The organism is Candidatus Enterococcus myersii, from assembly GCF_017316025.1.
Classification (GTDB): domain Bacteria; phylum Bacillota; class Bacilli; order Lactobacillales; family Enterococcaceae; genus Enterococcus_C; species Enterococcus_C montenegrensis.
On record NZ_JAFLVT010000005.1, the window covers coordinates 128,501 to 154,496 of the forward strand.

At 37.2% G+C, this 25,996-nt stretch carries 25 protein-coding genes and 1 other RNA gene; 21 read left to right on the forward strand and 5 right to left on the reverse strand.

What is annotated here, in order from left to right:
- Positions 1-43 precede the first annotated feature (43 nt).
- The gene (gene lexA / locus JZO76_RS03405) at positions 44-664 is read right to left on the reverse strand and encodes a transcriptional repressor LexA (RefSeq protein ID WP_206902775.1); all 621 of its coding nucleotides are present in this window, start codon (positions 662-664) and stop codon (positions 44-46) included.
- Between the two features lie 169 nt (positions 665-833).
- Here lexA and JZO76_RS03410 point away from each other — a divergent pair, with 169 nt between their 5' ends.
- From JZO76_RS03410 to nth, 8 genes are all read left to right on the forward strand, one after another.
- A complete protein-coding gene (locus JZO76_RS03410; protein ID WP_206902776.1) occupies positions 834-1,076 on the forward strand; it encodes a DUF896 family protein in 243 nt (80 codons plus the stop codon).
- Positions 1,077-1,164: 88 nt separating this feature from the next.
- On the forward strand, positions 1,165-3,159 hold the full coding sequence (tkt, locus tag JZO76_RS03415) for a transketolase (RefSeq protein WP_206902777.1): 1,995 nt from the start codon (positions 1,165-1,167) through the stop codon (positions 3,157-3,159).
- Positions 3,160-3,406: 247 nt separating this feature from the next.
- A complete protein-coding gene (locus JZO76_RS03420) occupies positions 3,407-4,297 on the forward strand; it encodes a glucosaminidase domain-containing protein (protein ID WP_206902778.1) in 891 nt (296 codons plus the stop codon).
- Positions 4,298-4,484: 187 nt separating this feature from the next.
- Complete coding sequence (cysK, locus tag JZO76_RS03425; protein WP_206902779.1) at positions 4,485-5,417, forward strand: cysteine synthase A; 933 nt, start codon at positions 4,485-4,487, stop codon at positions 5,415-5,417.
- Between the two features lie 210 nt (positions 5,418-5,627).
- Complete coding sequence (locus JZO76_RS03430; protein WP_206902780.1) at positions 5,628-6,071, forward strand: Fur family transcriptional regulator; 444 nt, start codon at positions 5,628-5,630, stop codon at positions 6,069-6,071.
- Complete coding sequence (locus JZO76_RS03435; RefSeq protein WP_206902781.1) at positions 6,068-6,445, forward strand: RidA family protein; 378 nt, start codon at positions 6,068-6,070, stop codon at positions 6,443-6,445. The genes JZO76_RS03430 and JZO76_RS03435 overlap by 4 nt, the downstream gene beginning before the upstream one ends.
- 117 nt (positions 6,446-6,562) lie before the next feature.
- Positions 6,563-7,255 (forward strand): DnaD domain-containing protein, encoded by a 693-nt coding sequence (locus JZO76_RS03440; RefSeq protein WP_206902782.1) that lies wholly within the window; start codon positions 6,563-6,565, stop codon positions 7,253-7,255.
- A gap of 4 nt (positions 7,256-7,259) precedes the next feature.
- Positions 7,260-7,910 carry an endonuclease III gene (nth, locus tag JZO76_RS03445; protein ID WP_206902783.1) on the forward strand — a complete coding sequence of 217 codons (651 nt, stop codon included), beginning with the start codon at positions 7,260-7,262 and terminating at the stop codon, positions 7,908-7,910.
- Positions 7,911-7,967: 57 nt separating this feature from the next.
- Here the strand turns inward: nth and JZO76_RS03450 are convergent, their stop codons facing one another.
- Together JZO76_RS03450 and recU are read right to left on the reverse strand one after the other, a co-directional pair.
- Positions 7,968-10,259, reverse strand: coding sequence for a PBP1A family penicillin-binding protein (locus tag JZO76_RS03450; protein WP_206902784.1), 2,292 nt, complete (start codon positions 10,257-10,259; stop codon positions 7,968-7,970).
- The gene (recU, locus tag JZO76_RS03455) at positions 10,249-10,884 is read right to left on the reverse strand and encodes a Holliday junction resolvase RecU (RefSeq protein ID WP_206902785.1); all 636 of its coding nucleotides are present in this window, start codon (positions 10,882-10,884) and stop codon (positions 10,249-10,251) included. Before recU ends, JZO76_RS03450 begins: the two co-directional genes overlap by 11 nt.
- Positions 10,885-10,946: 62 nt before the next feature.
- Between recU and JZO76_RS03460 the strand changes: the two genes are divergently transcribed.
- From JZO76_RS03460 to JZO76_RS03495, 8 genes are all read left to right on the forward strand, one after another.
- Positions 10,947-11,489 (forward strand): DUF1273 domain-containing protein, encoded by a 543-nt coding sequence (locus JZO76_RS03460; protein ID WP_206902786.1) that lies wholly within the window; start codon positions 10,947-10,949, stop codon positions 11,487-11,489.
- Positions 11,490-11,565: 76 nt separating this feature from the next.
- Complete coding sequence (gene gpsB, locus JZO76_RS03465; RefSeq protein ID WP_206902787.1) at positions 11,566-11,997, forward strand: cell division regulator GpsB; 432 nt, start codon at positions 11,566-11,568, stop codon at positions 11,995-11,997.
- Positions 11,998-12,016: 19 nt separating this feature from the next.
- An RNA gene (gene rnpB / locus JZO76_RS03470) (RNase P RNA component class B) lies at positions 12,017-12,381 on the forward strand.
- 148 nt (positions 12,382-12,529) lie between these two features.
- A complete protein-coding gene (locus JZO76_RS03475) occupies positions 12,530-13,693 on the forward strand; it encodes a THUMP domain-containing class I SAM-dependent RNA methyltransferase (protein WP_206902788.1) in 1,164 nt (387 codons plus the stop codon).
- Complete coding sequence (locus JZO76_RS03480; RefSeq protein WP_206902789.1) at positions 13,690-15,189, forward strand: carboxypeptidase M32; 1,500 nt, start codon at positions 13,690-13,692, stop codon at positions 15,187-15,189. Before JZO76_RS03475 ends, JZO76_RS03480 begins: the two co-directional genes overlap by 4 nt.
- Positions 15,190-15,421: 232 nt before the next feature.
- Positions 15,422-16,078 (forward strand): HD domain-containing protein, encoded by a 657-nt coding sequence (locus JZO76_RS03485; protein ID WP_206902790.1) that lies wholly within the window; start codon positions 15,422-15,424, stop codon positions 16,076-16,078.
- A gap of 186 nt (positions 16,079-16,264) precedes the next feature.
- Positions 16,265-16,618, forward strand: a complete 354-nt coding sequence (locus tag JZO76_RS03490) for a hypothetical protein (RefSeq protein ID WP_230710845.1) — start codon at positions 16,265-16,267, stop codon at positions 16,616-16,618.
- Between the two features lie 12 nt (positions 16,619-16,630).
- Entirely contained in the window at positions 16,631-16,855 is a 225-nt protein-coding gene (locus JZO76_RS03495) for a hypothetical protein (RefSeq protein WP_206902791.1), read from the forward strand.
- Between the two features lie 103 nt (positions 16,856-16,958).
- Here JZO76_RS03495 and JZO76_RS03500 read toward each other — a convergent pair whose 3' ends face one another.
- A complete protein-coding gene (locus JZO76_RS03500; RefSeq protein ID WP_206902792.1) occupies positions 16,959-17,279 on the reverse strand; it encodes a hypothetical protein in 321 nt (106 codons plus the stop codon).
- An 87-nt stretch (positions 17,280-17,366) separates the two neighbouring features.
- On the opposite strand from JZO76_RS03500, the gene JZO76_RS03505 reads away from it, so the two are divergent.
- Both JZO76_RS03505 and JZO76_RS03510 read left to right on the forward strand, forming a co-directional pair.
- On the forward strand, positions 17,367-18,518 hold the full coding sequence (locus tag JZO76_RS03505) for a VanZ family protein (protein ID WP_206902793.1): 1,152 nt from the start codon (positions 17,367-17,369) through the stop codon (positions 18,516-18,518).
- A 57-nt stretch (positions 18,519-18,575) separates the two neighbouring features.
- The gene (locus JZO76_RS03510) at positions 18,576-19,925 is read left to right on the forward strand and encodes a DEAD/DEAH box helicase (protein ID WP_206902794.1); all 1,350 of its coding nucleotides are present in this window, start codon (positions 18,576-18,578) and stop codon (positions 19,923-19,925) included.
- A gap of 180 nt (positions 19,926-20,105) precedes the next feature.
- Here the strand turns inward: JZO76_RS03510 and JZO76_RS03515 are convergent, their stop codons facing one another.
- Positions 20,106-20,537, reverse strand: coding sequence for a GNAT family N-acetyltransferase (locus tag JZO76_RS03515; protein ID WP_206902795.1), 432 nt, complete (start codon positions 20,535-20,537; stop codon positions 20,106-20,108).
- Between the two features lie 84 nt (positions 20,538-20,621).
- On the opposite strand from JZO76_RS03515, the gene JZO76_RS03520 reads away from it, so the two are divergent.
- The 3 genes from JZO76_RS03520 to JZO76_RS03530 all read left to right on the forward strand — a co-directional run bounded on the left by JZO76_RS03520 (position 20,622) and on the right by JZO76_RS03530 (position 25,987).
- A complete protein-coding gene (locus JZO76_RS03520) occupies positions 20,622-21,677 on the forward strand; it encodes a DUF7278 family profilin-like fold-containing protein (RefSeq protein ID WP_206902796.1) in 1,056 nt (351 codons plus the stop codon).
- Between the two features lie 274 nt (positions 21,678-21,951).
- The gene (gene alaS / locus JZO76_RS03525) at positions 21,952-24,594 is read left to right on the forward strand and encodes an alanine--tRNA ligase (protein ID WP_206902881.1); all 2,643 of its coding nucleotides are present in this window, start codon (positions 21,952-21,954) and stop codon (positions 24,592-24,594) included.
- A gap of 247 nt (positions 24,595-24,841) precedes the next feature.
- On the forward strand, positions 24,842-25,987 hold the full coding sequence (locus tag JZO76_RS03530; RefSeq protein WP_206902797.1) for a cation diffusion facilitator family transporter: 1,146 nt from the start codon (positions 24,842-24,844) through the stop codon (positions 25,985-25,987).
- Positions 25,988-25,996 lie beyond the last annotated feature (9 nt).

Sequence of the window (25,996 nt, forward strand, 5' to 3'; positions counted from 1 at the left end):
AAAAAAATAAATCCTCGAAAAATTCGAAGATTTATTATTCGTTCTAGAGTAAATCCCGATAAAGTCCAACTACCAAACCTAAAATTTTAACATTTGGCAAAATGATAGGCTCCATATAATCATTTTCTGGTTGGAGTCTAATATAGTCACGTTCTTTGAAAAACCTTTTACAAGTAGCTTCGTCTTCGTCAGTCATGGCAATCACAATATCACCATTACTTGCGGCAGCTTGTTTCCGAACAATAACTTGATCACCATCCAAAATGCCAGCATTAATCATACTTTCACCGCGGATCGTTAACATGAACAAAGAACCACTGTCGTTTAATAAATGGGGTGGAATGGGAAAGAAATCCGATGCTTCTTCTACTGCTAAAATTGGTTCGCCGGCTGTTACAACCCCAAGCATCGGAATTGTCTCCGGCTGAGCGCCGATTTTTTCAAGACCCAATTCGGTTAATTCAATTGCCCGTGGTTTGGTAGGATCACGTAAAATTAAGCCTTTCTTTTCTAAACGGGAAAGATGACCGTGAACAGTTGATGTGGAAGACAAAGCGACTGCTTCACCAATTTCTCGCACAGTAGGAGGATAACCTTTTTGCGAGACGCGATCGTGAATAAATTTTAAAATTTCAATTTGGCGATTTTCTGTGCGTTTAGCCATACTGCACCTTCTTTCTTTAATAATTTTAGTTTAGCATAAAGTATAAAACAAATCAAACAGATGTTCGCTTTGAGTTTGTAGTTGTCACCAGGCTTTTTTTTAGCTAAGATAAGGAAAGATATGCGTCACTCAAAGAATTTAACGTTCATAATAAAAAGGGGATTTTAAAATGCTATCAGAAGAAAAATTAGCACGAATTAATGCGCTAGCAAAAAAGAAAAAAGAAGCTGGTCTAACTGATGCAGAAACACGGGAACAAAAAAATTTACGCGAAGAGTATCTAAAAGCTTTCCGCTCCGGTATGCGGCATCATATTGAAGGCATGAAGGTTGTTGATCCTAAAGGAAACGACGTAACGCCAGATAAATTAAAACAAATTCAAAAAGAAAAAGGTTTACACAATCGAGATTGATATTTAATTGCTTTTCCGGTAATAATCCTATACAATAGGGATGTAAATAATAAAGGTAAAAAAAACCTAAAAATAGGAGGAAGCACAATTGTTTGATAAAATCGATGAATTGAGCGTTAACACCTTACGTACATTAAGTATCGAAGCGATTCAATCCGCAAATTCTGGTCACCCAGGCTTACCAATGGGGGCAGCGCCAATGGCTTACGCTCTTTGGACAAAACATTTGAAAATTAACCCAGCAACTTCTCGTAACTGGGCAGACCGTGATCGTTTTGTTTTATCTGCCGGACATGGGTCGGCTTTACTTTACAGTTTATTACATTGTGCAGGATATAACGTCACAATTGATGATTTGAAAAATTTCCGTCAATGGGATAGCAAAACACCTGGGCATCCAGAAGTAAATCATACTGATGGTGTAGAAGCAACAACTGGTCCTTTAGGTCAAGGGATTGCCATGGCAGTCGGAATGGCAATGAGCGAAGCGCATTTAGCAGCGACTTATAATCGTGATAATTTCAATGTTGTTGATCATTACACGTATGCACTTTGTGGTGATGGCGACTTAATGGAAGGTGTCTCACAAGAAGCTGCCTCTATGGCTGGTCACATGAAATTAGGCAAACTCGTTGTTTTGTATGATTCAAATGATATTTCTTTAGATGGACCAACTTCAAAAGCCTTCACAGAAAATGTTGGCAAGCGCTTTGAAGCCTATGGTTGGCAACATATTTTAGTTAAAGATGGTAATGATTTAGCAGAAATTTCAGCAGCCATAGAAAAAGCAAAAGAAAACGTGGATCAACCATCATTAATTGAAGTGAAAACAATTATTGGCTTTGGTGCACCAAATGAAGGTACGAATAAAGTTCATGGTGCCCCATTGGGAGTAGAAGGAATTGCTGCGGCTAAGAAAGCTTATGGTTGGGAATATCCAGATTTTACCGTGCCAGCACAAGCAGCGGCACGCTTTAAAGAAACGATCAACGATCGGGGACAAAAAGCTGAAGATGCCTGGGATAAAGTTTTCACCGAATATACCCAAGCCTATCCAGAACTAGCGGCACAATTTAAAGCAGCATTTGCCGGCGAACTTCCAGCTGATTGGGATGACAAATTACCTGTCTATGAAGAAGGCACCGCTCAAGCAAGTCGTGTATCAAGTAAAGAAATGATTCAAGCCTTATCTAAAGCAGTTCCAAGTCTGTGGGGTGGTTCGGCAGACTTATCATCTTCGAATAATACGATGGTAGCTGCAGAAAAAGATTTTGAACCGGGTCAATACGAAGGACGGAATATCTGGTTTGGTGTTAGAGAATTTGCTATGGCAGCTGCTATGAACGGTATCCAATTACATGGTGGTACCCGTGTCTATGGTGGAACATTCTTTGTCTTTACGGATTATTTACGTCCGGCATTGCGTTTATCAGCGATTCAAAATGCACCTGTTGTATATGTTTTAACCCATGACTCAGTGGCTGTTGGTGAAGATGGACCAACTCATGAACCAATTGAACAATTAGCAAGTGTGCGTTGCATACCAAATGTTCAAGTTATTCGTCCGGCTGACGGAAATGAAACAAGAGCAGCTTGGAAAATTGCTATGACAACAACAAATAAACCAACTGTTTTAGTTTTAAGTCGCCAAAACTTACCTGTTTTACCTGGTACAAAAGAAAATGCAGATGAAAATGTGGCTAAAGGTGGCTATGTTGTTTCACCGCAACAAGGTGAAACACCTGAAGGTATCTTGATTGCAACTGGTTCAGAAGTTGATTTAGCTGTAAAAGCTCAAGCTGAATTGCAGAAGGCTGGGAAAGATGTTTCGGTTGTATCACTACCAAGTTTTGATTTATTTGAAGCTCAAAGTGTCGAATATAAAGAAAGTGTCTTACCTCAAGCAGTACAAAATCGTGTGGCGATTGAAGCTGCTTCTCCGTTTGGTTGGGAAAGATACACTGGTTTTGCCGGAAAAGTAGTTGCAATTAATCATTTTGGTGCTTCTGCTCCTGGTGAAAAAGTGCTTAGTGAATTTGGCTTCACTGTTGAAAATGTCGTTAATGTTTATAATTCCTTGTAATTAATCATTAAAAGACTCTTGTAAATTGCTTTTTTGCAGCAGTTTATAAAGAGTCTTTTTGTTTTTTGATAAAATTAGGCAGATTGTCAGAAAAGACGTTAAGAAAACTTTTTAATGTTGCGTATATTAAATATTTGTTACAAAGGGTGAAACATTTGATTAGCGAAAAAATTCAAGCTATAATACATATACTTAGTTATCTTTATAATTATCTTAATTTTATATAAGTTTTTTCAGGAGGAAGAAAATGTCAGAGTATCGTACCCGTAGTGAAAGACATCAAAAAAAGCAAGTCACCTTTGAGTATAAATTCACTGGTAAAAAAGCCATGTCACTAGTTGGCGTGGGGTTAGCGTGTACTCCTGGAGTGATGGCACTTATGCCTGCTCAGAGTGCCCAGGCAGCTCAATTGGAGAATCAAGGAATTGATAATACGGCCAATTTGATTAATCAAATTGGGGCAGCAGCTTCTCAAATTGCCCAGGAGAACGATTTATATGCATCTGTTATGATTGCGCAGGCAGTACTAGAAAGTGGAAATGGTTCATCTGTTCTTGCACAGGCGCCGTATTATAATTTGTTTGGTGTAAAAGGTGCTTATAATGGCCAATCCGTAACTTTTCCAACGCAAGAATATTTGAACGGCCAATGGGTAACGATGAATGAACCTTTCCGTCAGTATAATTCATATTGGGAATCTTTAGCTGATCACGCTTACGTGTTACGCAGCACAAGTTTCACTACTGGAACAGCTCATTATGCCGGTGCTTGGAAGAGTAACACTGCAAGCTATCTAGATGCGACCGCTTATCTAACTGGACGATATGCCACTGATCCTACGTATAATCAAAAATTGAATTATCTAATTGCTGCTTATAATTTGACCCAATATGATACGCCAGCTTCTGGTTATGTTCAAACAAGTTATACAACACAAACAAACACAAATACTGAATCTACTGCTGAAAACACAGCAGCAGCCTCTCAAAGTCAAACGACAGGAAATGTGTACACCGTTGTTTCTGGTGATACACTTTGGGATATTGCCGCAACGTACGGTACAACAGTAGAGCAATTGATGGCAACTAACGGTCTATCAAGTGATACTATCATGGTTGGCCAACAACTCAACGTCTAAACATAAAATAGATGATAAATTTTGACTATTTCTTCAATCTTTACAAAAATCATTTTCGTAATGAATTTTTGAATTCTGATTGTAGGAATAGTTTTTTTTAAGACAAATTATTCGCACAATGGTGATAATTTCGCTATTATACTAATAAGTACAGCTGTTTTTTCAGCTAATACAAGGAGGAAGTAGCATGAGTGAAATTTATCAATCTGTTTTGGATTTAATTGGTCAGACTCCCATTGTGAAACTGAATCATTTGGTTTCGAGTGATGATGCTGAATTGTATGTAAAATTAGAATTTTTCAATCCAGGTAGTAGCGTGAAAGATCGTATTGCCCAAAGTATGATCGAAAAGGCTGAAGCACAGGGGAATTTAAAACCTGGCGGGACAATTATTGAACCCACTTCTGGAAATACTGGGATTGGTTTAGCGATGGTTGGTGCCGCAAAAGGCTATAATGTCATTTTAGTTATGCCGGATACCATGAGCGTTGAAAGACGCAAATTAATGCAAGCTTATGGTGCAAAATTAATTTTGACACCGGGTTCAGAAGGAATTACGGGTTCTATCAAGCGAGCTGAAAAAGAAGCAAAAGAAAACGGCTACTTTTTACCATTGCAATTTGAAAATCCTGCCAATCCAGAAATTCATGAAAAAACAACCGGTAAAGAAATTGTTGATGCGTTTGGCGTTGGTGGTTTAGATGCATTCGTTGCTGGTATTGGTACTGGTGGTACGATTACTGGAGCAGGACATGAATTGCGTCGCGTTTATCCAGAAATTAAAATTTACGGCGTTGAGCCAGCAGAATCAGCTGTGTTAGAAGGTGGCAAACCAGGACCGCACAAAATTCAAGGGATTGGTACTGGCTTTGTTCCGGATACTTTAGATACAAAAGTATATGATGAAGCAGTGGCTGTTTCAAGTGATGATGCAATTGCAACAGCGCGTAAAATGGGAACAGAAGAAGGGATTTTAGTAGGAATTTCCTCAGGTGCTGCGATTAAAGCTGCTGTTGATGTTGCTAAAAAACTAGGCAAGGGCAAAGAGGTTTTAGCAATCGTACCAGATAATGGGGAACGTTATTTATCGACAGTTCTTTATCAATTTGACGAAGAATGATCTTTTGAAAACTTGGCTTAAAAAAACTCTCGTACAAATTCGAGGGTTTTTTATTAGCCAAAATTGGCGGTTTAAGTCTGCCAAATTAGGTTTATATTGAATTATTGCATCATTTAGTTTTCTTTGGTTTGAGATTTTAAACAGACACTTTTCTTTTTAGTCTTCTCATAGTATGATTACACTATAATAATACAAAGAGGAGGGGATTAAATGGAAGAGCGTCTTAGCGTCACCGAAGCAATCGAAAAGTTAAAAAAGGATAATATCCGCGTGACACCGCAACGACAAGCCATTTTAGATTATTTAATTGGTCATAGATCCCATCCAACTGCCGATGAAATTTATCATGCGCTATCCCCAGCGTTTCCTAGCATGAGCGTTGCAACAGTCTACAATAATTTACGCTTATTTACTGAAATTGGGTTTGTTCAAGAAATGAAATATGGTGATGCCTCCAGTCGTTTTGATTTTGCGGCAAAACCACATTATCATGCAATTTGTACGAACTGCGGGAAAGTAGTTGATTTCTTTTATCCATCATTGGAAGATGTCGAAATTGCTGCAAGTCAATTAACTGGTTTTGAAATTAATGATCATCGTTTGGAAGTATACGGCTTATGTCCAGACTGCCAAAAAAAGGAGAACGAAAAATGAAAAATGTAACAACTAATTTGGCACCACAAGCAATAGGACCTTATGTGCAAGGCAAAATTGTAAATGGCTTTTTATTTGCTTCAGGTCAAATCCCACTAGATCCAAATACAGGAGAGATGGTCGGAACAACGATTGAAGAGCAAACAGTTCAAGTGTTTAAAAATATTCAAGGCTTACTAAAAAGTTGTGATTTAACAATGGATGATGTTGTTAAAACGACTTGCTTTTTAAAAGACATCAATGATTTTGCGGCGTTTAATGCAATTTACGCAACTTATTTCAATGATTCTTTTCCTGCTCGTTCAGCACTACAAGTGGCAGCTTTACCAAAAGATGCCATGGTCGAAATTGAAATTATTGCAGTTGTGAAATAGTACTTTTAAACGACTTTTATTAATTTAAGTCAGTCCAACAGAATCTGTTTGGATTGGCTTTTTTTTCGCCGTGAGATAAAAAATACGTTATACTGATATAGAGAAATGAGGGATACCATGTTAGCTTTAGAAGATTATTTTGCTGCTGGACAAACAGTTATTTCCAATTTGATATTAGATCACTACCATCAATTAGGGATGAATAGTGATGAATTGATTTTTTGGTTGCAATTATATCGTCATCATGAACAAGGAGACAACTTTCCTGATTTAAATCAAATTGCAACTGAGATGGGATTGGCACAACAAAAAGTCTTTGAACTTTTAAATCAATTAGTTCTAAAACAAGTCATTAAAATTGAAACAGTAGTAGTGGATAATAAGCAACAAGATCACTATTTATTTACCCCAATCTTTGAGAAAATTGCGCAACTATTAGCACAAAATAAAGAAAATACTATCCAAGAAGGGCAGCAACAAGAAATCGCGCAAATGTTTCAGCATTTTCAACAAGAATTTGGCCGCCCTTTGTCGTCATTTGAATACGAAAGAATTGCACAATGGCTTGAAGAAGATAAATACAGTCCAGAAATTATTATTTTAGCCTTAAAAGAAGCGGTGTTAAACAATGCCCGCAGTTTACAATATATTGAAAGTATCTTGTCAAGTTGGCGGAGCAAAAATATTCAGTCAGGCCAAGATGTGGCAAAAGAGAAACAACACTATCAAAAGCAAAAAACAAAGCCGGCTGACAATGATAACAGAGAACTTTCACCTTATTCTTTAGAAAATTGGTTGAAAGGAGAATAATGAGATGTTAAATGTTGAGAAAACTCGTTATGCTTTAAAAGTCATGGGAGAGATGTTTCCAAATGCCCATGGTGAACTGATTTACAATACACCTTTTCAACTTTTAATTGCGGTTATCTTAAGTGCTCAAGCGACAGATGTCTCAGTTAATAAAGCAACACCGGCTTTATTTGCTGATTTTGGTACGGCTGATAAATTAGCAGAGGCTTCGTTAGAGGATATTATTGCAAAAATTAAGACGATTGGTTTATATCGTACCAAGGCAAAAAATATAAAGGCCTGCGCTCGTATTATTGCGACAGAGTATGGGGGGACTGTACCCAATGATCGCAAAATTTTAGAATCTTTACCAGGGGTCGGGCGAAAAACAGCAAATGTGGTCTTGGCAGAGGCCTATGGCGTACCTGCTATTGCAGTTGATACGCACGTGGAACGGGTCTCAAAACGCCTGCGAATTTGTAAGTTAAATGCCACCGTTGTTGAAGTTGAAAAAACATTAATGAGAAAGTTGCCCAAAGACGAATGGATTAAAGATCATCATCGCATGATTTTCTTTGGCCGCTATCACTGCTTAGCGCGTAATCCTAAATGTGAAATTTGTCCCTTGTTGCCAATTTGTCAAGATGGTAAAGAACGAATGAAAAAGAAACTTTAAAAAACCGCTCAGAAATGACGAATCATTTCTGAGCGGTTTTTGTTTTTAAATATTTCCTTAGCCACCTGATGAACTCGTAGCAGGTGGTGTTGTGCTACTTTCTGGTGTCTCTGAAGAGGCAGGTGGTGTTGAACTACTTTCAGGAGGTGTTGATGGATCTGGTGTTGGTGTGACACTACTGCTTTCAGGTGGTGTACTAGAAGCAGTAGATTCTTCTGTACTTGAACTTGATTCTGAATTTGTTTCAGCTGTTGTACTTGAACTTGGCACGGTTTGGCTTTGTGAATAGGAAGGTTGTGTTTCAAGCGATTGTTCATATTTATCTCGCCAATATAATTCACTACCCACACGGATTAAGTCATCTGGGATTTTCCAATCGTTATTTTCGCCGTTTTGTGCAACATATTGCATTAATTCCCGATAAACATCTGAGGCAATCATATTTGATTCCGATGTAATAGGGGTCAAATGTTTTTCATAACCCGTCCAAACAGAAATGGCATACTGGCGATTATAGCCGACAAACGTAACATCTGGTGAAATACCGTCTGTAATACCAATTTTTTCTAAATCTTCATCCGAATAATTGGATGTTCCTGTTTTACCAGCCTGAATTAGCCCGTCGATCATTGCATTAGTACCGGTGCCTTGTGTAATCACATCTTTTAAAATATCCGTAATCATATAAGCAGTACCAACAGACATCGCTTTTTTTCCTTCTGGTTTAAATTCATCAGAAGAGCCATCTTGATAAACAATTTTATTAACATATTGTGGTTTATAATAGGTTCCACCGTTGGCAAAGGCTGCATAAGCAGCTGCCATTTTAAGCGAAGAGACACCATATTTTGAGCCGTCTTGGGCTGTATTACTTGAAATCGCATTGGATTGAACTAAATCTTTGTATGAAATTCCAAGACCATTCAAGAATTTTGTAACATTGTCTTTGCCAACTTCGTTAAATAATTTAACAGCAGGGACGTTTCGGGACTCGTAAAGGGCTGTGCGCAAAGAGATATTTCCCATGTATTGTTTATCCCAGTTGTTAACGCTGATATTTGTACCTTCATATTTGTATGGAGCATCATCAATGCGTTTTGCTGTCGATAAATTTAGGTTTTCAAAAGCAGGACCATAATCGGTGATTGGTTTAACGGTTGACCCAAAGTCACGAGCCGTGCTGACGGCTTGATTGTTACCAAAAACAACATTATCTGGCACGTTACGCGCACCAATTTGGGCTAAAACTTTTCCGGTATTGACGTCTACCATCGTTGTTGCCACTTGTAATTTTTCATCGGGATAATTCACGTATTTATTTGTATTCACGATTTCGTACAAGCGCTTTTGTGCATTTAAATCTAAATTAGTATGAATCTCTAGACCGTCTGTATAGACGTCTTTTCCCGTAGTGTTTTTAACTTCCTCAATGACTTCTTTAACATAGTTATCAACGAGCTGTAGATTTTCACTTGATTTTTCTAAATCTTTCAATCCGTCTTTAATCGGTTTTTTTATTGCTGCTTGATATTCATTTTCGGTGATTTTGTTGTTTTCTTTCATTGTATACAGCACAGTATCCCGGCGTTCTTTTGCCGCTTCTGGATGTTGGTAAGGATCATAGGCATTCGGAGCTTGCGGCATGCCAGCTAGTAGTGCTGTTTGAGCTAAGTCGAGATCTTTTAAGTCTTTCCCATAATAAGTGTCTGCGGCAGTTTCCATACCATATAAACCATTTGCCATATAAACTTTATTAATATAGTAAGTTAGAATTTCTTGCTTAGATTTTTTTTGTTCCAATTGTAGTGCCAACCATGCTTCTTGTGCTTTTCTTTTCAACGTTTGATCTGATTTTTTTGTGGAAAAATAAGAAAGCTTGATCAATTGTTGTGTTAACGTACTACCACCTTGTAATCCACCCTTAGTTACGTTGGATAAGGCAGAGCCGACAATCCGAATAGGGTCAACCCCGATATGTTTATAAAAACGACGGTCTTCGACAGAAACTACAGCATCTTCTAGCAATTGGGGAACATCTTGTGCTGAAATCTTTTTGCGGTTTTCAGAACCTAGATCCGCAACGATATCATTATTACTTGCGTATATTACTGAAGAAACAGAGGCATCTAATTTACTATCCTCAATTTTAGGCGCATCTTTAGCATAAAACCAAAAAAGTCCCATTCCTGAAAGTAGGCCGATACAGCCAACGATAAAAAAGCCAATCAAACATTTTAAAATAATTGATCCAACAGAGTTTTTTGATTTCTTTTTCATCTTTTTTGGTTTCTTTTGTGGCGTGTTGCTGCCATTGTGGCGGGACGCCCGTGATGGTGTGTCATTTCCCATTTTTATTTGACTCCTTTAAAACAAATTTTTCTACTGCCTCAAGATACGGAATTCGCGGGGCAATTTTAGGTGTAATTTCGATTCCAATTTTTTCGATCACATCAAGAGGAATCGACTTTTTGCCATTTTTTTGTTGTGTCCACAGTGAAATCAAATTTTTACTGTCTAAAAAAAAGCAACGGTGTAAGGAAGAAAACCAAAGTAAAACAAAACAAATGCCACCTTGTGCTAAACAAGCTTCCATATGCCGTATTTGATGGTCATGGAAGTTTTTAAAAGGAAATGAGGCCTTGTTTTTTGTTTCTTTAGCTTCAAAATCAAGATAAAAACCGCGATAAACTCCATTATAGTCAGTAGTAGAAGCCTCTTTAAAGTAAGCTTCTTTAATAACTGCTGCACTGCGTTTTGGATAATCTACGTTAACGATTTGAATCGGGGTGGGCTTTTTATGCACCACTGCTTGATTATGCGTTAAATAATAAAGATTACTTTCATTAATTGCTTCTTCAAAGCGCATGCCGCGATTGCTAAAACTAGCTGTTTCTTGAGTTTTAACCTTTGTTTGTTTATGCTTAGCAGGTAGCGCAGCTTGATAAATTTGACCGTTGGGGTACTTTAAAACCATATTCGTCACACTCCTACCGGTGTATTATACCAAAAAGCCAAAAGGAAAGAAAAGGTATCGTTATGGAAACTATAAAAACATTATTATTAACAGGTTACAGGAGTTATGAATTAGGGGTTTTTCAAGATAAGGACCCTAAAATTGCAATTATTAAGAAAGCCATAAAAAATAATTTGTTGCCTTATGTGGACGATGGATTAGAGTGGGTGATTGTTAGTGGCAACCTTGGGGTGGAAATGTGGGCAGCTGAGACGGTTAGCGAATTAAAAGCAACTTATCCCGATTTACATTTAGGTGTTTTATTTCCTTTTGAAGAATTTGGTGAACAGTGGAATGAAGGCAATAAAGAAAAGTTACTTCGTTTAAAAAAAGAAGCGGATTACGTAGAGTCTGTCAGTCATAAACCTTATCAAAATCCGCAACAATTACAAAATCATACAAATTTTTTATTACAGCACTCAGATGGTGTTCTTGCTGTTTTTGATCCTGAATTTCCAGGAAAGCCGAAATATTTACTAGATAGTGCCACAAAACTAGCGGAAAATAACGAATATCTCATTCATCTCATTACGATGGATGATTTACAAAATACCTTCTATGAATGATTTTTGTTGCTTTCTAGTTTATTTTTGATAGAATGTTTTAAGAGAGTTTCTAAAAATAAATGAGGTGTATGAATTAATGGCGAATTTAAACTATAGTCCAAAAGACATTTTGCAACAAGAATTCAAAACAAAAATGCGTGGTTATGATCCCGTTGAAGTCGATGAATTTTTAGACAACGTCATCAAAGACTATGAAGCATATAACAAAGAAATTTTAGCGTTACAAGAAGAAAACGATCGCTTACAGGCTAAACTAAGCCAACAAGCTGCCAATCCAACACCGGCACCAAGCCGTGTGCAAACAGAAGCGCCAAAAAGTCAAACAGTTACAAATTTTGACATTTTGAAACGTCTTTCCAACTTGGAAAAAGAAGTTTTTGGTAAAAAATTAGATCAAGATACAACAGCAGACCGCTCAGAAGTCACAACACGTGTATCTCAATCTTTAAATGGTAATTATACCAACGATGAAAATAGTGATGATAACGAACGGACACGTCGTTTCTAACATTTTAATGAAGTCTGTGATTTTCGGGTAATCGCGGTCTAGCAATAGGCTGAGGAAAGTCCATGCTCGCACAAGCTGTGATGCTTGTAGTGTTCGTGCCTGGCGAAACCATAAGCCAGGGTGCTATTTTAGTAACGGCAGGAAAAATTCCTAAGGCGCAAGCTACGGATAAGTATCCTTGAAAGTGCCACAGTGACGAAGCGTCAAGGGAAACTTTGACGGTGGAACGCGGTAAACCCCTCGAGCGAGCAACCCAAACAATGGTAGGGGCACTTCTTTGACGGAATCAAACGAATACAAGAAGGTATCTTTATGATGCAGATAGATGATTACCCCGCAATTTTTGACCCTGAAAAAATTGCGGACAGAACATGGCTTATAGAAAATCACAGGATTCAGGGCTTATTTTGAAACTAAATTAAAAGCTGGACAGTAAGTTCAGCTTTTTTTCTTTGCAATCATTTGCATTCGAGTGATAGTCGTGTTTCAATACATTTAAGAACAATTTATGCCTGCGGGTAAAGGAGAATATATGAAAGAACAAACGTTTAATTTAGTGGCAACTTGTGCCAGTGGCTTAGAAGCTTTAGTAGGAAAAGAATTACGAGATTTAGGAATTGAATGCCAAGTGGAAAATGGTCGTGCGCGTTTTAAAGGAAATTTAACCACAATCGCGACCGCAAACTTGTGGCTAAGAACTGCAGACAGAATTAAAATTGTTGTGGGTGAATTTGATGCCTATACTTTTGATGAACTATTTGAAAAAGTCAAGGCATTGTCATGGGAAGATTTACTACCACTGGATGCAGAGTTTCCGGTTAGTGGAAAGTCAATTAAATCAAAACTTTATAGTGTTCCTGATTGCCAAGCAATCACAAAAAAAGCAATTGTCGAGCGTTTGCGCTCCTATTATCATCGCCCTACAACTGTGCCATTAGCAGAAACTGGTGCATTATTTCCTGTAGAAGTCGCACTTTTAAAAGACCATGTTATGGTGACATTAGATACGACTGGTCCAAGTTTATTTAAACGAGGTTATCGTTTAGAAAAAGGTGGCGCGCCCTTAAAAGAAAATTTAGCAGCAGCATTGGTACTATTAACCAATTGGCGTAAAGATCATCCTTTTGTTGATCCCGTTTGTGGTTCTGGTACAATTTGTATTGAAGCAGCCTTAATTGGTCATAATATTGCGCCGGGCTTTAATCGCGAATTTTTATGTGAAACATGGGATTGGGCTGACGCAGCGATTTTTGAAAAAGTTCGCACAGATGCTGATAATGCGGCAGATTATGATATTGAACTGGATATCAGCGGGTATGATATTAACGGTAAAATGATCGAAATAGCAAAAGCAAATGCCGAAGAAATCGGCTTAGGAGATACGATTACATTTAAGCAACAAGCGGTAAAAGATTTTACTACAGATAAAGAGTATGGTGTGATTGTAGCAAACCCACCTTATGGCGAACGTTTGGGTGAAACAGAAACTGTCCAAAGACTATACAAAGAAATGGGAACTGTTTTACGTCCATTAAAAACTTGGAGTAAATATATTTTGACAAGTGATCTACAATTTGAATCATTTTATGGTGCCAAAGCAACAAAAAAACGCAAACTATATAACGGAGCTTTACGAACAGACTTATTTCAATACTGGGGAACACGCCCACCAAGAACAAAGGAGAAAGCAGAATGAAAGAAAAAGAATTTCTAGATGAATTAGCCGAAATCACACTATTAAATCAAACTCTAGCTTTACTAGACTGGGATAGCCAAACTGGTATGCCTGAGACTGCTGCGACCGAGCGAGGAGCAGCTAGTGGTTATCTAAGCGGATTAGCTTTTGAAAAGCAAACTGGTCCTAAAATTAAAGCGGCACTTGATTATTTTAATGACCATCAAGCTGAACTTTCGGAAGTTGGCAAAACTGTCTTTCAAGTAGCAAAAAAAGATTATGACGAAATTCATGCAATTCCCAAAGAGTTAATGGTCGAACGCAGTCGCTTGTATAGTCAAGCCCATACTGCTTGGGTTAAAGCTAGGAAATCACAAAATTTTGCTGATTTCAAACCAGCACTAGAAGAAAATATCCGCATAACAAAAGAGTTGATTCCTTATTATAAAAAAGATGAAGCAACAGATTATGATGTTTTATTAAATCTATTTGAACCAGGCATGACTACTGCGGTCTTGGATGAGGTTTTTACTGAACTAAGAGATGGATTGGTAAAAATTAGACAACTGATTGCACAAGAAGGCATAGAACCTGATACAAGCTTTAAAGACAGAATTATGACTAAAGAACAACAAAAAGTTTTTGTCGAAAACTTAGTGTCACAACTAGGCTTTGATTTTAATCGCGGACGCCTTGATGATACGGTCCATCCTTTTGCAACACGACTTGCTCGTAATGATGTCCGCATTACAACCCGTTGGAACGAGCAGGACTTTTCAATGGGAATTTTTGGTGTAATACACGAAGCTGGACATGGTATTTATGAACAGAATATGGCTGAAAAATACAATATGACACCAGTTTATGATGCACCATCGATGGGAATTCATGAATCTCAGTCATTGTTTTATGAAATTATTTTAGGTAGTAAGCGTAGTTTTTGGCAAAAGCAATATCCGATATTTCAAGCTGCGGCTGAAGGTACTTTCGACGATATTGATTTTGAAACATTCTATCGTTCATTAAAAGCTACCGCAGCAAGTCTGATTCGCATTGAAGCTGATAGTTTAACCTATCCGTTACACATTATTATTCGTTATGAATTAGAAAAAGCGCTATTTAATGGTGACTTAACGGCAGCTGAGTTGCCAAAAGCTTGGAATGATAAATATGAAGAATATCTCGGAATTCGACCAGACAATGATTTAGTTGGTGTTTTACAAGATGTCCATTGGTCTGGCGGGATGTTTGGTTATTTTCCATCTTATGCTTTGGGGTATATGTATGCAGCACAGTTACTACACGCAATGGAAAAAGAACTAGCGGTGGATGACTTATTAACCCGTGGCGATTATGCTCCGATTAAAGCATGGTTGACAGAACATATTCACCAATTTGGAAGAAGTAAAACACCTAGTGAATTAATCAAAGCAGCAACAAAAGAAACCTTAAATCCTCAGTATCTGCTGGATTATTTGTCAGAACTTTATCAAACTGTTTATCAAATTAAAGCATAACTATTGCTTTTTACTAAATGTATGGAAAGTATAAATAATGCCAAGCGAGTTCGCTTGGCATTATTTGGGGAAGTGGCTAGAATTGTCTGCATCAATTACCAGTTAGTGATTGAGGGGGAGATCTTCTAAAACTGTCTTGCAACAAGTGACCACTCTATTATTATTGTAAACGCTTTTTGAAGATTGTGAAAATTCGAATTTGCATATTAACTTGTATATTAAGGAGAAAAAAATGGATAAGATACCAGAAATCATCGCATATGCTAAAGAAAAGTTGCAAGAAGATTTGACTGGCCATGGTTTTGATCATGCCAGCCGCGTGGCGACATTGGCTACTCAGATTGCAAAAAAAGAAGCTGTGCAATTAGACGAAGAGGTTTTAATTGCTGCGGCTTATTTACATGATACAATCGACGATAAAGTTGTTCCGGATGTAGCAATTGCTCTCACAAAATTACAAAGTTTTTTGAAGGAAATTAATTTTAGCGCACAACAGCAGGCAGAAATTATTTTTATTATCACGAATATGTCTTTTTCAAAAGAATTGGAAGCAAAAGCAAATTTATCTATTGCTGGACAAATTGTTCAAGATGCTGATCGGCTCGAGGCACTTGGGGCAATGGGGATTTTAAGAACGGCTTATTTTGGTGGTAGCCACCAGCATCCGCTACACAATCCAATGATAAAACCCATCAATTTCACCGATAAAAAAGAATACCGAAAAGGCACTACCGTTATCAATCATTTCTATGAAAAACTGTTGTTACTACCAGATAAAATGAATACCAAAACAGCCTATACAGAAGCTGTGCGACGGCAAAAATTCATGGAAGCTTTTTTGTCAGAATTTTATCAAGAATGGGAGCCGGAAAACGCGGAGTTCTTTTAATCTGATTTTTGAACAGAAGGCTTAATAGACAATAAACATGATTACATGAAAAGCTGACGTAAAGATGCCACTAAAGAAAAATAAAGTCTTAAGCGCAATATTTGTACGATTGTGCCTTTTGTCACAACACTTATTATTTTATTTTAGTTAGAATATCTCCTATAATCAAGTTAAGGGGGGATGGAGATGTTCTACCAACAAGCTATGGAACCAGCTGAGCTTTTAAATACATTAACTGCCAACAATGAATGCTTTTTTGTTATCGAAGCACATTTGACTAATAAGCTATATCATGTAGCAGTCTATAAGTATGATAAAGAATACTTTTTACTCTTAGACCCTCGTTTATTTCAACAAATTTTGAAAACTAAAGCTGCGTCACACGGAGATGAAGATGAGGTATTGCCATACATCGAAGAGGCTTTAGAAGATAATCTCTATCAGTTAGTAGCTGAAGATTATGTAAAATTAGATCTTTATACACTGACTGCTTTGGCAAAAAAAAATACCGTTAGTATTCGCTTTTACGAATTTTATTAGGAGTGATTGAAAATGAAAAAAACGGAGTATTTAACTTTTAAAGATAAAGGTTTTATTACCCTTTTACAAAATTTGGGTGACGATTATTCTGCAGTGGAATTAATTGATGAACAAAATGATGTCGATGTGGTGGTTTTATCCCAAGCAGATTATGATTATCTGGTCAGTCAATTAGACGAAGAAGAGCGTAGCCAATATGTTGAAGACAACGATGAATCAGAGTTTTTAGAAGATTAATTAAAAAAAGAAAAACCCAAACGTACCAAGCCAGGTTATTGTGTTTCAGATAATCTGCACTACGCGTTTGGGCGTTTTTGTTTTGTGTTTTTATCAGAATGCTTTATGATTTAAGTTGTGGTTTAATGCGCTTGTAAGCACGAAAAATATTAATGCCAACTAAAATAATCCCGATAATTAAAGGGATATATAATAACCAAAATGGATAGTTTAAAGCTAAGTTTTTACTTGCTTTTACTAAATCATCTTGTTCTTTTATGGCGTATTGCAACACTTGGTAGCTAAAAGCCACCATAAAGCCTGCTATAATAAACAATACAAACCCCAGATAGGGAATTTTACTTTTTTTACGCAGTAGCAAGATTAGGCCATATAAAACAATTAGTGCAATAGGAACACCCAATGCAAAATACTCGTTTAACATAATTGCACCTCCTGTAATTATCATACGCCAAAGTATTTTTTTTGGGAAATATTTTAAGACTTAGCTTAAGCAAAGAAAGGATCTTTTATGTCTGCTTATATTGAACCACTTAAAACAGCTCTTTTGATTTTCCCGTTTTTAGCCTTATTTATCTCATCTTTTTTCTTTATTTATGAGTATCGTAAATTTGGTCGCTTTATTTTTAGTCGTGCCCTTATTATGTATTCTTTTGTCTTTTATTTGTTATGTGCCTATTTTTTAGTCATTTTGCCATTACCACCAATTTCGGAGGTGGCGCATTACACGGGGCCTCACTATGAATTGCATTTAGGTGCTTCATTGCATAACTTTTTAACTCAAACTGCTTTGAGACTAAATGATCCAAGTACGTATTTGCCCGCCATGAAACAAGGCGTTTTTTTAGAACCTGTATTTAACGTATTTTTACTGTTGCCATTTGGCGTTTACCTACGCTATTTCTTCGGTTTTTCTTTGAAGAAAACGATATTGGCCAGCTTTTTATTGTCATTATTCTTTGAAGTTACACAATTAACCGGGCTGTATTTTATTTATCCCAGAAATTATCGTTTGGCTGATGTGAACGACCTTTTACACAACACCATTGGTGGTACGCTTGGTTATTTGGTTGAACCTTTATTTACTTTATTATTGCCATCACGAGAAGAGTTAGCCGAAACAGCCTATGAAAAAGGGCGAGATGTGACTCTTTTCCGACGCTTTGCTGCCTTTTTCTTAGATTGGTTTTTCATTTATTTCTTTACCTTTGTGCTTACTGTTGCTTTACGCTTTTTTACACAAGATTACGCAATTGATTTTAGTGATACCCCAGCATGGTATTTTGTCACCATTTTACTTTATTTTATCCTTTTAAACTATGGGCTAAATGGTCAAACACTGGGAAAAAAAATTGTTAGAATTCGTGTGGTTGAAAACGAGCATCGCCATATCACCTTAAAAGCGTTAGTAAAGCGTTATGGATTGTTGTATTTAATTTATGGCGGTATTGGACAACTCGGTACCTTATTTGCGCCTTTGGTGAAAAGCAACAACCACTTTTTAGTCGGAATTGCTTCTATGGTTACAATCGGGGCAGCTGTCATTCAAGGATTGTTTGTTATTAACGTTATCTGGTCAGTGATTCGTAAGAAAAGACAATTGTTTTATGAAAAAAGAAGTGGGACTTACGTAATAAGTACAATTTTGCCAAAAGAAATCTGACGCAGTGTGCCATTTGTGCTATAATCCCTAAGAACATTATGAAAAGAAGGTGGAAATATGCAATTTACGGATTTTCAATTTAAGCCCTTTATATACGAAGCTCTTAAAGAAAAGAAGTTTGAAAAACCAACGGAAGTGCAAGAACGCTTGATTCCTGTGATTAAACAAAAAAGAAGCGTTGTCGGGCAATCGCAAACAGGTACGGGGAAGACCCATACTTTTTTACTGCCATTGCTTGATGCAGTTGATCCAACTAATGAAAGTGCCCAAGTTGTCATTACAGCACCAAGTCGAGAATTGGCCAATCAGATTTATGCGGCTGCCAAACAAATCGCAGCTTTTTCTGATCCTGTAATTCGCGTGAGCAATTTTGTGGGCGGAACAGATAAACAACGGCAAATTGACAAATTAAAACATCAACAACCTCATGTAGTCATCGGAACACCAGGCCGCTTGTTGGATATGATTAATGAACAAGCCTTATTTATCCATAAAGCTTTTGCTTTTGTAGTCGATGAAGCAGATATGACATTAGACATGGGTTTTTTGCAGGAAGTTGATCAAATCGCGAGCCGATTACCAGAAAAAGTTCAAATATTAGTTTTTTCAGCAACCATTCCCGAAAAATTACGTCCATTTTTAAAAAAATACTTGGAAAATCCAGTAATTGAAGAGATTCAACCCAAAGCTGTCATAGCTGATTCGATTGATAATTGGTTAATCGCTACCAAGGGCAAAGATAAAAATCGGTTAATTTATCAGTTATTGACAATTGGACACCCTTATATGGCCTTAGTATTTGCCAATACCAAACAACGCGTAGATGAAATTAGTGATTATCTCAAAGAACAAGGATTAAAAGTTGCCAAAGTCCATGGTGATATCACACCCCGCGAACGCAAACGCATCATGCGTAGCATCCAAAATATGGATTTTCAATACGTTGTTGCAACAGACTTAGCAGCTCGAGGAATTGATATCGAGGGCGTTTCCCATGTTATTAATGCAGAGATTCCTAATGATTTAGAGTTCTTTATTCACCGTGTTGGACGAACTGGCCGTAATAATTTGGCTGGTACGGCGATTACTTTATACGGCCCGCAAGATGAGGAAAAAGTAGCCGCAATTGAAAAAATCGGCGTGACCTTTAAACCAAAAGAAATCAAAAATGGCGAAATTGTCACAGGTTATGATCGCAACCGTCGGAAAAAACGGGAACAGACCAAAAAAGATGAGTTAGATCCGACGCTGATTGGTTTGGTTAAAAAGAAAAAGAAAAAAATCAAACCAGGTTATAAGAAAAAAATTCAGTGGGCAGTCGACAAAGATAAAAAACAAAAACGTAAAGTCGAAAAACGCCAGCAACTGCGTACAGCACGAAAACACAAGAAAAAATCAAGTCAATAGTTAAAAAAGTCATGATGCTTTAGTATCATGACTTTTTGTTGTTTTCCATTAGCAAAAAGCGAGTGAAAAAAATTTACACTACTGCCAGAAATGTTGTTTTCATTGCCAGCTAATATAAGGCCAGCTTATCAAATCAGTCAAACCGTCCCAAAGTATTTTCTTTTATTCTTTGGGATAAGCTTACAGCTTTTTTGCCATTTTCTGACACAAAATACCATCTTCTAAGAAAACATCACTGATAATTTGATAATTCAACTTTTGATAGAAATAAATAGCTGTAACTTCGGCAGTCAGTTGCGAAAAGATATAGCCATCTTTTTTAGCTTGCTTTTCATAGGCTGTTAATAATTTGCGACCTAAGCCACGGTTGCGATAAGCTTTTAAAACACAAAAACGATCCGGTTGAATCGTCTTTTGATCCCAGGCCTGATAGCGAACGCTAGCCACGGGGATTTCGTCTTTAAAAAGAACAAAGTACTTTCTTTTCTTGTCATCCAAAGAGTCAAATTCCCATTCTGGCTTTATTTTTTGTTCTAAAACAAAAACGTGATAGCGAACATAAAAGGCTGCTGCTTGTAAACTGTTTTGGCAGCCAAAAGAAATTTTATCCATAATGTACTCCAATCATGATATACTGAATTTTAGCAGGTTAAAAAAAGAATAACATGAAAAGTCATTGTTTAAAGGGGAATTTCGATGAATTTATTTGAAATGTTACGTTGGAATAATTGGAAGAATTTGACAGATGAAGCGAAGATTCAAGCGTTCCAGCAAGTCTTAATGTATTTTGTCAGTCCATTAAAAGAAATCACCAATCTTGAATTATTGACTTATCAATTAGATGGCGTAAAATGCCGCACGTTTGAATTGGAAATCGATGGCGAAGCTTTTGTTTTTGTGCCCGGACAAAAAGAAGCAATTTTAGGCTGGGATTTGGGTGTAAAAGGACTAGCAACTAACGCTTGGTCAATTACGAACACACATCCCTTAACAAAAAACGATAAACAAATTGTTGCAGAATATCACTTGGGAGATTTGGATAGTTGGGATTTATACGTCAATTTGCATACCTCTCCCTTACGAAAAAAAGATATTCCCCCCATGTTGATACAAAAACATGCACTACCAGCAGGAACGCGCTATTTAGGCATGTTAGATACTATTACGGGGGAATTTACGGGGAATGTGGCAAAATTTAGTCCTTTTGAAGCGGAGGTTAAAGCACAGCTTACGCCGCCGCAAACTTTTGAAGAAAGCTTAAATTACTCATTGCCATACCATATTTTATCACCAAATGCTTTTTACTTAGAAATTGCAGATGGTACTGATAGTTATTATGTCTTTGAACATTTTGAATGCAACCAAACAAGTTTAATTCGTACGATTCAAAATGAAGGCTTTGATTTATTAAGTGAAGATCAGTGGGAATTTATGGTAGGCGCAGGAACACGTAAACTATTTCGCTGGGGAAATGCTGCTGATGTTGACGAAAGTTACTGGGGCAGACAAGTGAAAAGCTTAAAACAAGGTCCCAATATGTTTGGTGTAGTTATTAACGGTGGAGCCAATCGCTATGAACTAACTTGTGATGCTGTCTTGAAAATGGAACATAGTCAAAAAAGCGGGATTCCTTTATTAGAATTGCTACCAGAAGCAACTTATTACCGTGCCAATAGACGTCTAAAAGCAGATGAAAAATTAACACCACAAGATTTTTTATATCGTAAAGTAATCTCAATTGAATTAGATTAAATCGTTGACAAGTATAGGTTTGTCTTCTATACTTTGTAGGGAAAAAGGATATAACCGAACAGTTTCTTTGTTACAGAAAGCTTTTGTTTGCTGAGAAAAAAGCACAAACCTGTTTGCAGTTGCTCCCTTTTTTTAATTCAGTAGCAATACTGACGCAACTCCGCGTTATAGAGCTTAAGAGGTAATGAATGACATCATTGCAAACAAGGTGGTACCGCGGTTTTCGTCCTTGTCTTGCAGTGGTGTCTTATTTTTTTTGAAAGTAGGAGAAATGATGAAAGAATTATCCAGCGGCCAAGTCCGCCAAATGTTCTTGGACTTTTTCAAGTCAAAAGGACACAGTGTTGAACCAAGTGCATCTTTAGTACCAGTGAATGATCCCACCCTTTTGTGGATCAATTCTGGAGTTGCCACTTTAAAAAAATATTTTGATGGCTCTGTAGTTCCAGAAAATCCCCGGATTACAAATGCACAAAAATCAATTCGAACCAACGACATTGAAAATGTAGGGAAAACAGCTCGCCACCATACAATGTTTGAAATGTTAGGAAATTTTTCAATTGGTGACTATTTTAAAACAGAAGCTATTCATTGGGCTTGGGAATTTTTAACTGATGAAAAATGGATGGCTTTTGATCCAGAAAAATTATATGTTACGGTTTATCCAAAAGACACAGAAGCCAAGCGTATTTGGCATGAAGAAGTCGGATTACCTCTTGATCATATTGTGGAAATTGAAGACAATTTTTGGGATATTGGTGCTGGTCCCAGCGGTCCAGATACTGAAATTTTTTACGATCGTGGCGAAGAATTCAACGATTTAGCAGCAGACGATCCTGAAAACTATCCTGGCGGGGAAAATGAACGTTACTTGGAAATTTGGAATTTAGTATTTTCTGAGTTTAATCACAAACCAGACGATACTTACGAACCATTACCTCATAAAAACATTGATACGGGGATGGGGCTAGAACGAATGGTTTCCATCGTTCAAAATGCACCAACCAACTTTGAAACAGATTTATTTATGCCAATTATTAAAGAAGTAGAAGTTTTAAGTGGCAAATTCCAATATGGCGATGCACCACAAACTGATATTTCCTTTAAAGTAATTGCTGACCATATTCGGGCTTTGGCGTTTGCCATTGGCGATGGGGCGTTACCTTCTAATGAAGGTCGTGGTTATGTATTGCGGCGTTTATTACGTCGGGCTGTTATGCACGGCAAAAAACTAGGAATCGATGAAGCCTTTTTGTATAAATTAGTTGTCGTTGTCGGTAAGATTATGGACAGTTATTATCCAGAAATTCTACAACAACAAGAATTTATTGAAAAAGTAATCCGAACAGAAGAAGAGCGTTTCCATGAAACAATCAACGAAGGCTTGGAAATTTTGACCCAAGTCATTGAAAAAGTTAAAGCTGAGAAAAAAGATACCTTAAGCGGACAAGATATCTTCAAATTGTATGATACGTATGGTTTTCCAGTTGAATTAACTGAAGAAGTCGCAGAAGATGAAGGCTTAAAAGTTGATCACGCTGGGTTTGAAGCAGAAATGCAAGCCCAAAGAGAACGGGCCCGTGCAGCTCGCAGTACGGACGTGTCAATGGGAGTTCAATCTGCTTTACTAACTGAAATTAAAGTAGAAAGTAAGTTTGTGGGTTATGATAACTATGAAGCTGAAAGTGAATTGCTCGTTTTAATTCAAGACGAAGCGATTGTTAGTGCTGCAAATAGTGGTGAAGCACAATTGATTTTTGCCAAAACACCGTTTTACGCAGAAATGGGAGGACAAGTTGCCGATACTGGTATCATTTGTGATGTAACAGGAAATATCGTCGCTGAAGTTCACGATGTGAAAAAAGCGCCAAATGGTCAATTTTTACACACGGTAACGCTGCAAGCACCCGTATCAGAAGGCACGACTTACTTCTTACAAATTAATGTTGCTCGTCGTAATCGTATTATTAAAAACCATACAGCGACGCATTTATTACACAAAGCATTAAAAGAAGTATTGGGCAACCATGCAAATCAAGCTGGCTCACTAGTGGCCCCAGGACACTTACGTTTTGACTTTACGCACTTTGGTCAAGTGACAACAGAAGAATTAAGCCAAATGGAAGCAATCGTCAACCAAAAAATTTGGGATGCACTACCCGTTGTTACAATTGAAACAGATATTGATACAGCCAAAGGTATGGGAGCAATGGCGTTATTTGGTGAAAAATACGGTCACGATGTCCGCGTTGTAAATGTTGCCGACTGGTCCATTGAGCTTTGTGGGGGCACGCATGTGGCCAATACAGAAGATATTGGTATTTTCAAAATTGTTTCTGAGTCAGGAATTGGTGCCGGTGTCCGCCGAATTGAAGCTGTAACCAGCAAAGAAGCCTATGAATTACTTGATAGTGAAGAAACACAACTAAAAGAAATCGCCACAATTGTGAAATCACCACAATTAAAAGAAGTTGTTGCCAAAACTGTACAACTACAACAACAACTAAAAGATTTACAAAAAGAAAATGAACAATTGGCAAGTAAATTAGCCAATCAACAAGCTGGCGATATTTTCAAAAACGTTGAAACTATAAATGGTATTAGTTTTATCGCCGCTGAAGTGAAGGTTAAAGATATGAACCAATTGCGTCAATTAGCTGACCAATGGAAGCAAAAAGCTACTTCTGATGTGTTAGTGTTGGCCAATGCTAGCGGTGAAAAAGTAAACTTGTTAGCGGCAATGGGTAATGAAGCAATCGCACGAGGCTTAAAAGCTGGAGATTTAATTAAAGTGATTGCACCACTCGTTGGCGGTGGTGGCGGTGGACGTCCTGACATGGCTCAAGCCGGAGGTAAAAATCCTGCTGGCATTAGCGCCGCCCTAGCAAAAGTAGCCGATTTCTTACAACAAGCATAATAAAAATTAAAAATACACGAATACCTAGATTGTAATCGTGATAAAAGATGATGACCCGAACAATAAATGTATCACTCTTTAATTTTAGAGAGTTGCGCCTTTTAAAGGCCAAGTACATATTGCGTTCGGGTTATTATTTATGTCGTTTTTAAGCCGATAATTATTTATCAAGAATGGCCTTAAATTTGTTTGAAATTGATAAAAAGGGTAAAATGAAGAGAAGTTTAGTTGAAGGAGTTTTACGGCAATGCTTAATTATTTTATAAAAAAAATCGAATCAAAAGACGCAGAAAAGACGCGCACTTCTTTTGGTTTTTTAGCAGGTAGTTTAGGACTTGTTTCAAATGGTCTCTTGTTTATTATGAAATTTTTTATTGGTCTTTTCGCCCATAGTGTTTCAATCATGGCCGATGCCATCAACAGCCTAAGCGATACTGCATCTTCTGTGTTAACTTTGGTTGGTTTTCAAATTGCAGCTAAACCAGCCGACAAAGAACATCCCTATGGTCATGAGCGCTTTGAATATATTAGTGGCTTCATGATTTCGATTATTATTACCTTTGTTGGCTTTCAATTCTTGGTTTCCTCTGTTGAAAAGATAATGGATCCAAGCAAAATTAAACTTTCGCCATTGGTTTTTATTATTTTGCTCTTATCAATTGGCATTAAAATCTGGCAAAGTTTTATGTATCAAAAAATTTCAACCAAAATTGATTCTGAAACACTAAAAGCATCCTCACAAGACAGCTTAAATGACGTTATTACAACGGCAGCTGTTCTCATTTCAGCTTTTGTTGAACTATTTACTGGTCTACATGTTGATGGTTGGATGGGGCTTTTTATCGCACTTTATATTTTATACAGCGGTTTAAAAATGGTGAAAGAATTTATCGATGAATTATTGGGAAGTCGTCCTAGTAGCGAAGAAATTTTAAAAATGGAAACGCACTTAAATGAATATCCTGATATTTTAGGGTATCACGATTTGTTGGTTCACAGTTATGGTCCTAAAAAACAATTTGCCACAGTCCACATTGAAGTAGATGACACGTGGAGCTTAAATCATGCTCATGATATTATTAACCGCATTGAAAAAGATTTTCGCGAAAACTTGAAGGTGGAGCTTGTTTGCCATTTAGATCCGGTTGCGGTGAAAAGTCCTGAGTACCAGCAAAAATGGGAGATCGTAAAAGAAGCGATTAGCGCATTACAGTTAGATTTGCGTGTCCATGATTTTCGGATTGAAAAAAATCAGTTGTCTTTTGATGTCGTAGTGCCACCCAAATGTGGTAAAAAAGATTCTGAAATTCGCGAAAATTTGACAGAATATTTAACCAACCGTTTGGGTGCTGTCACTTTAGAAATAACCTTTGATCACAACTATTTATTATAACGATCTAAA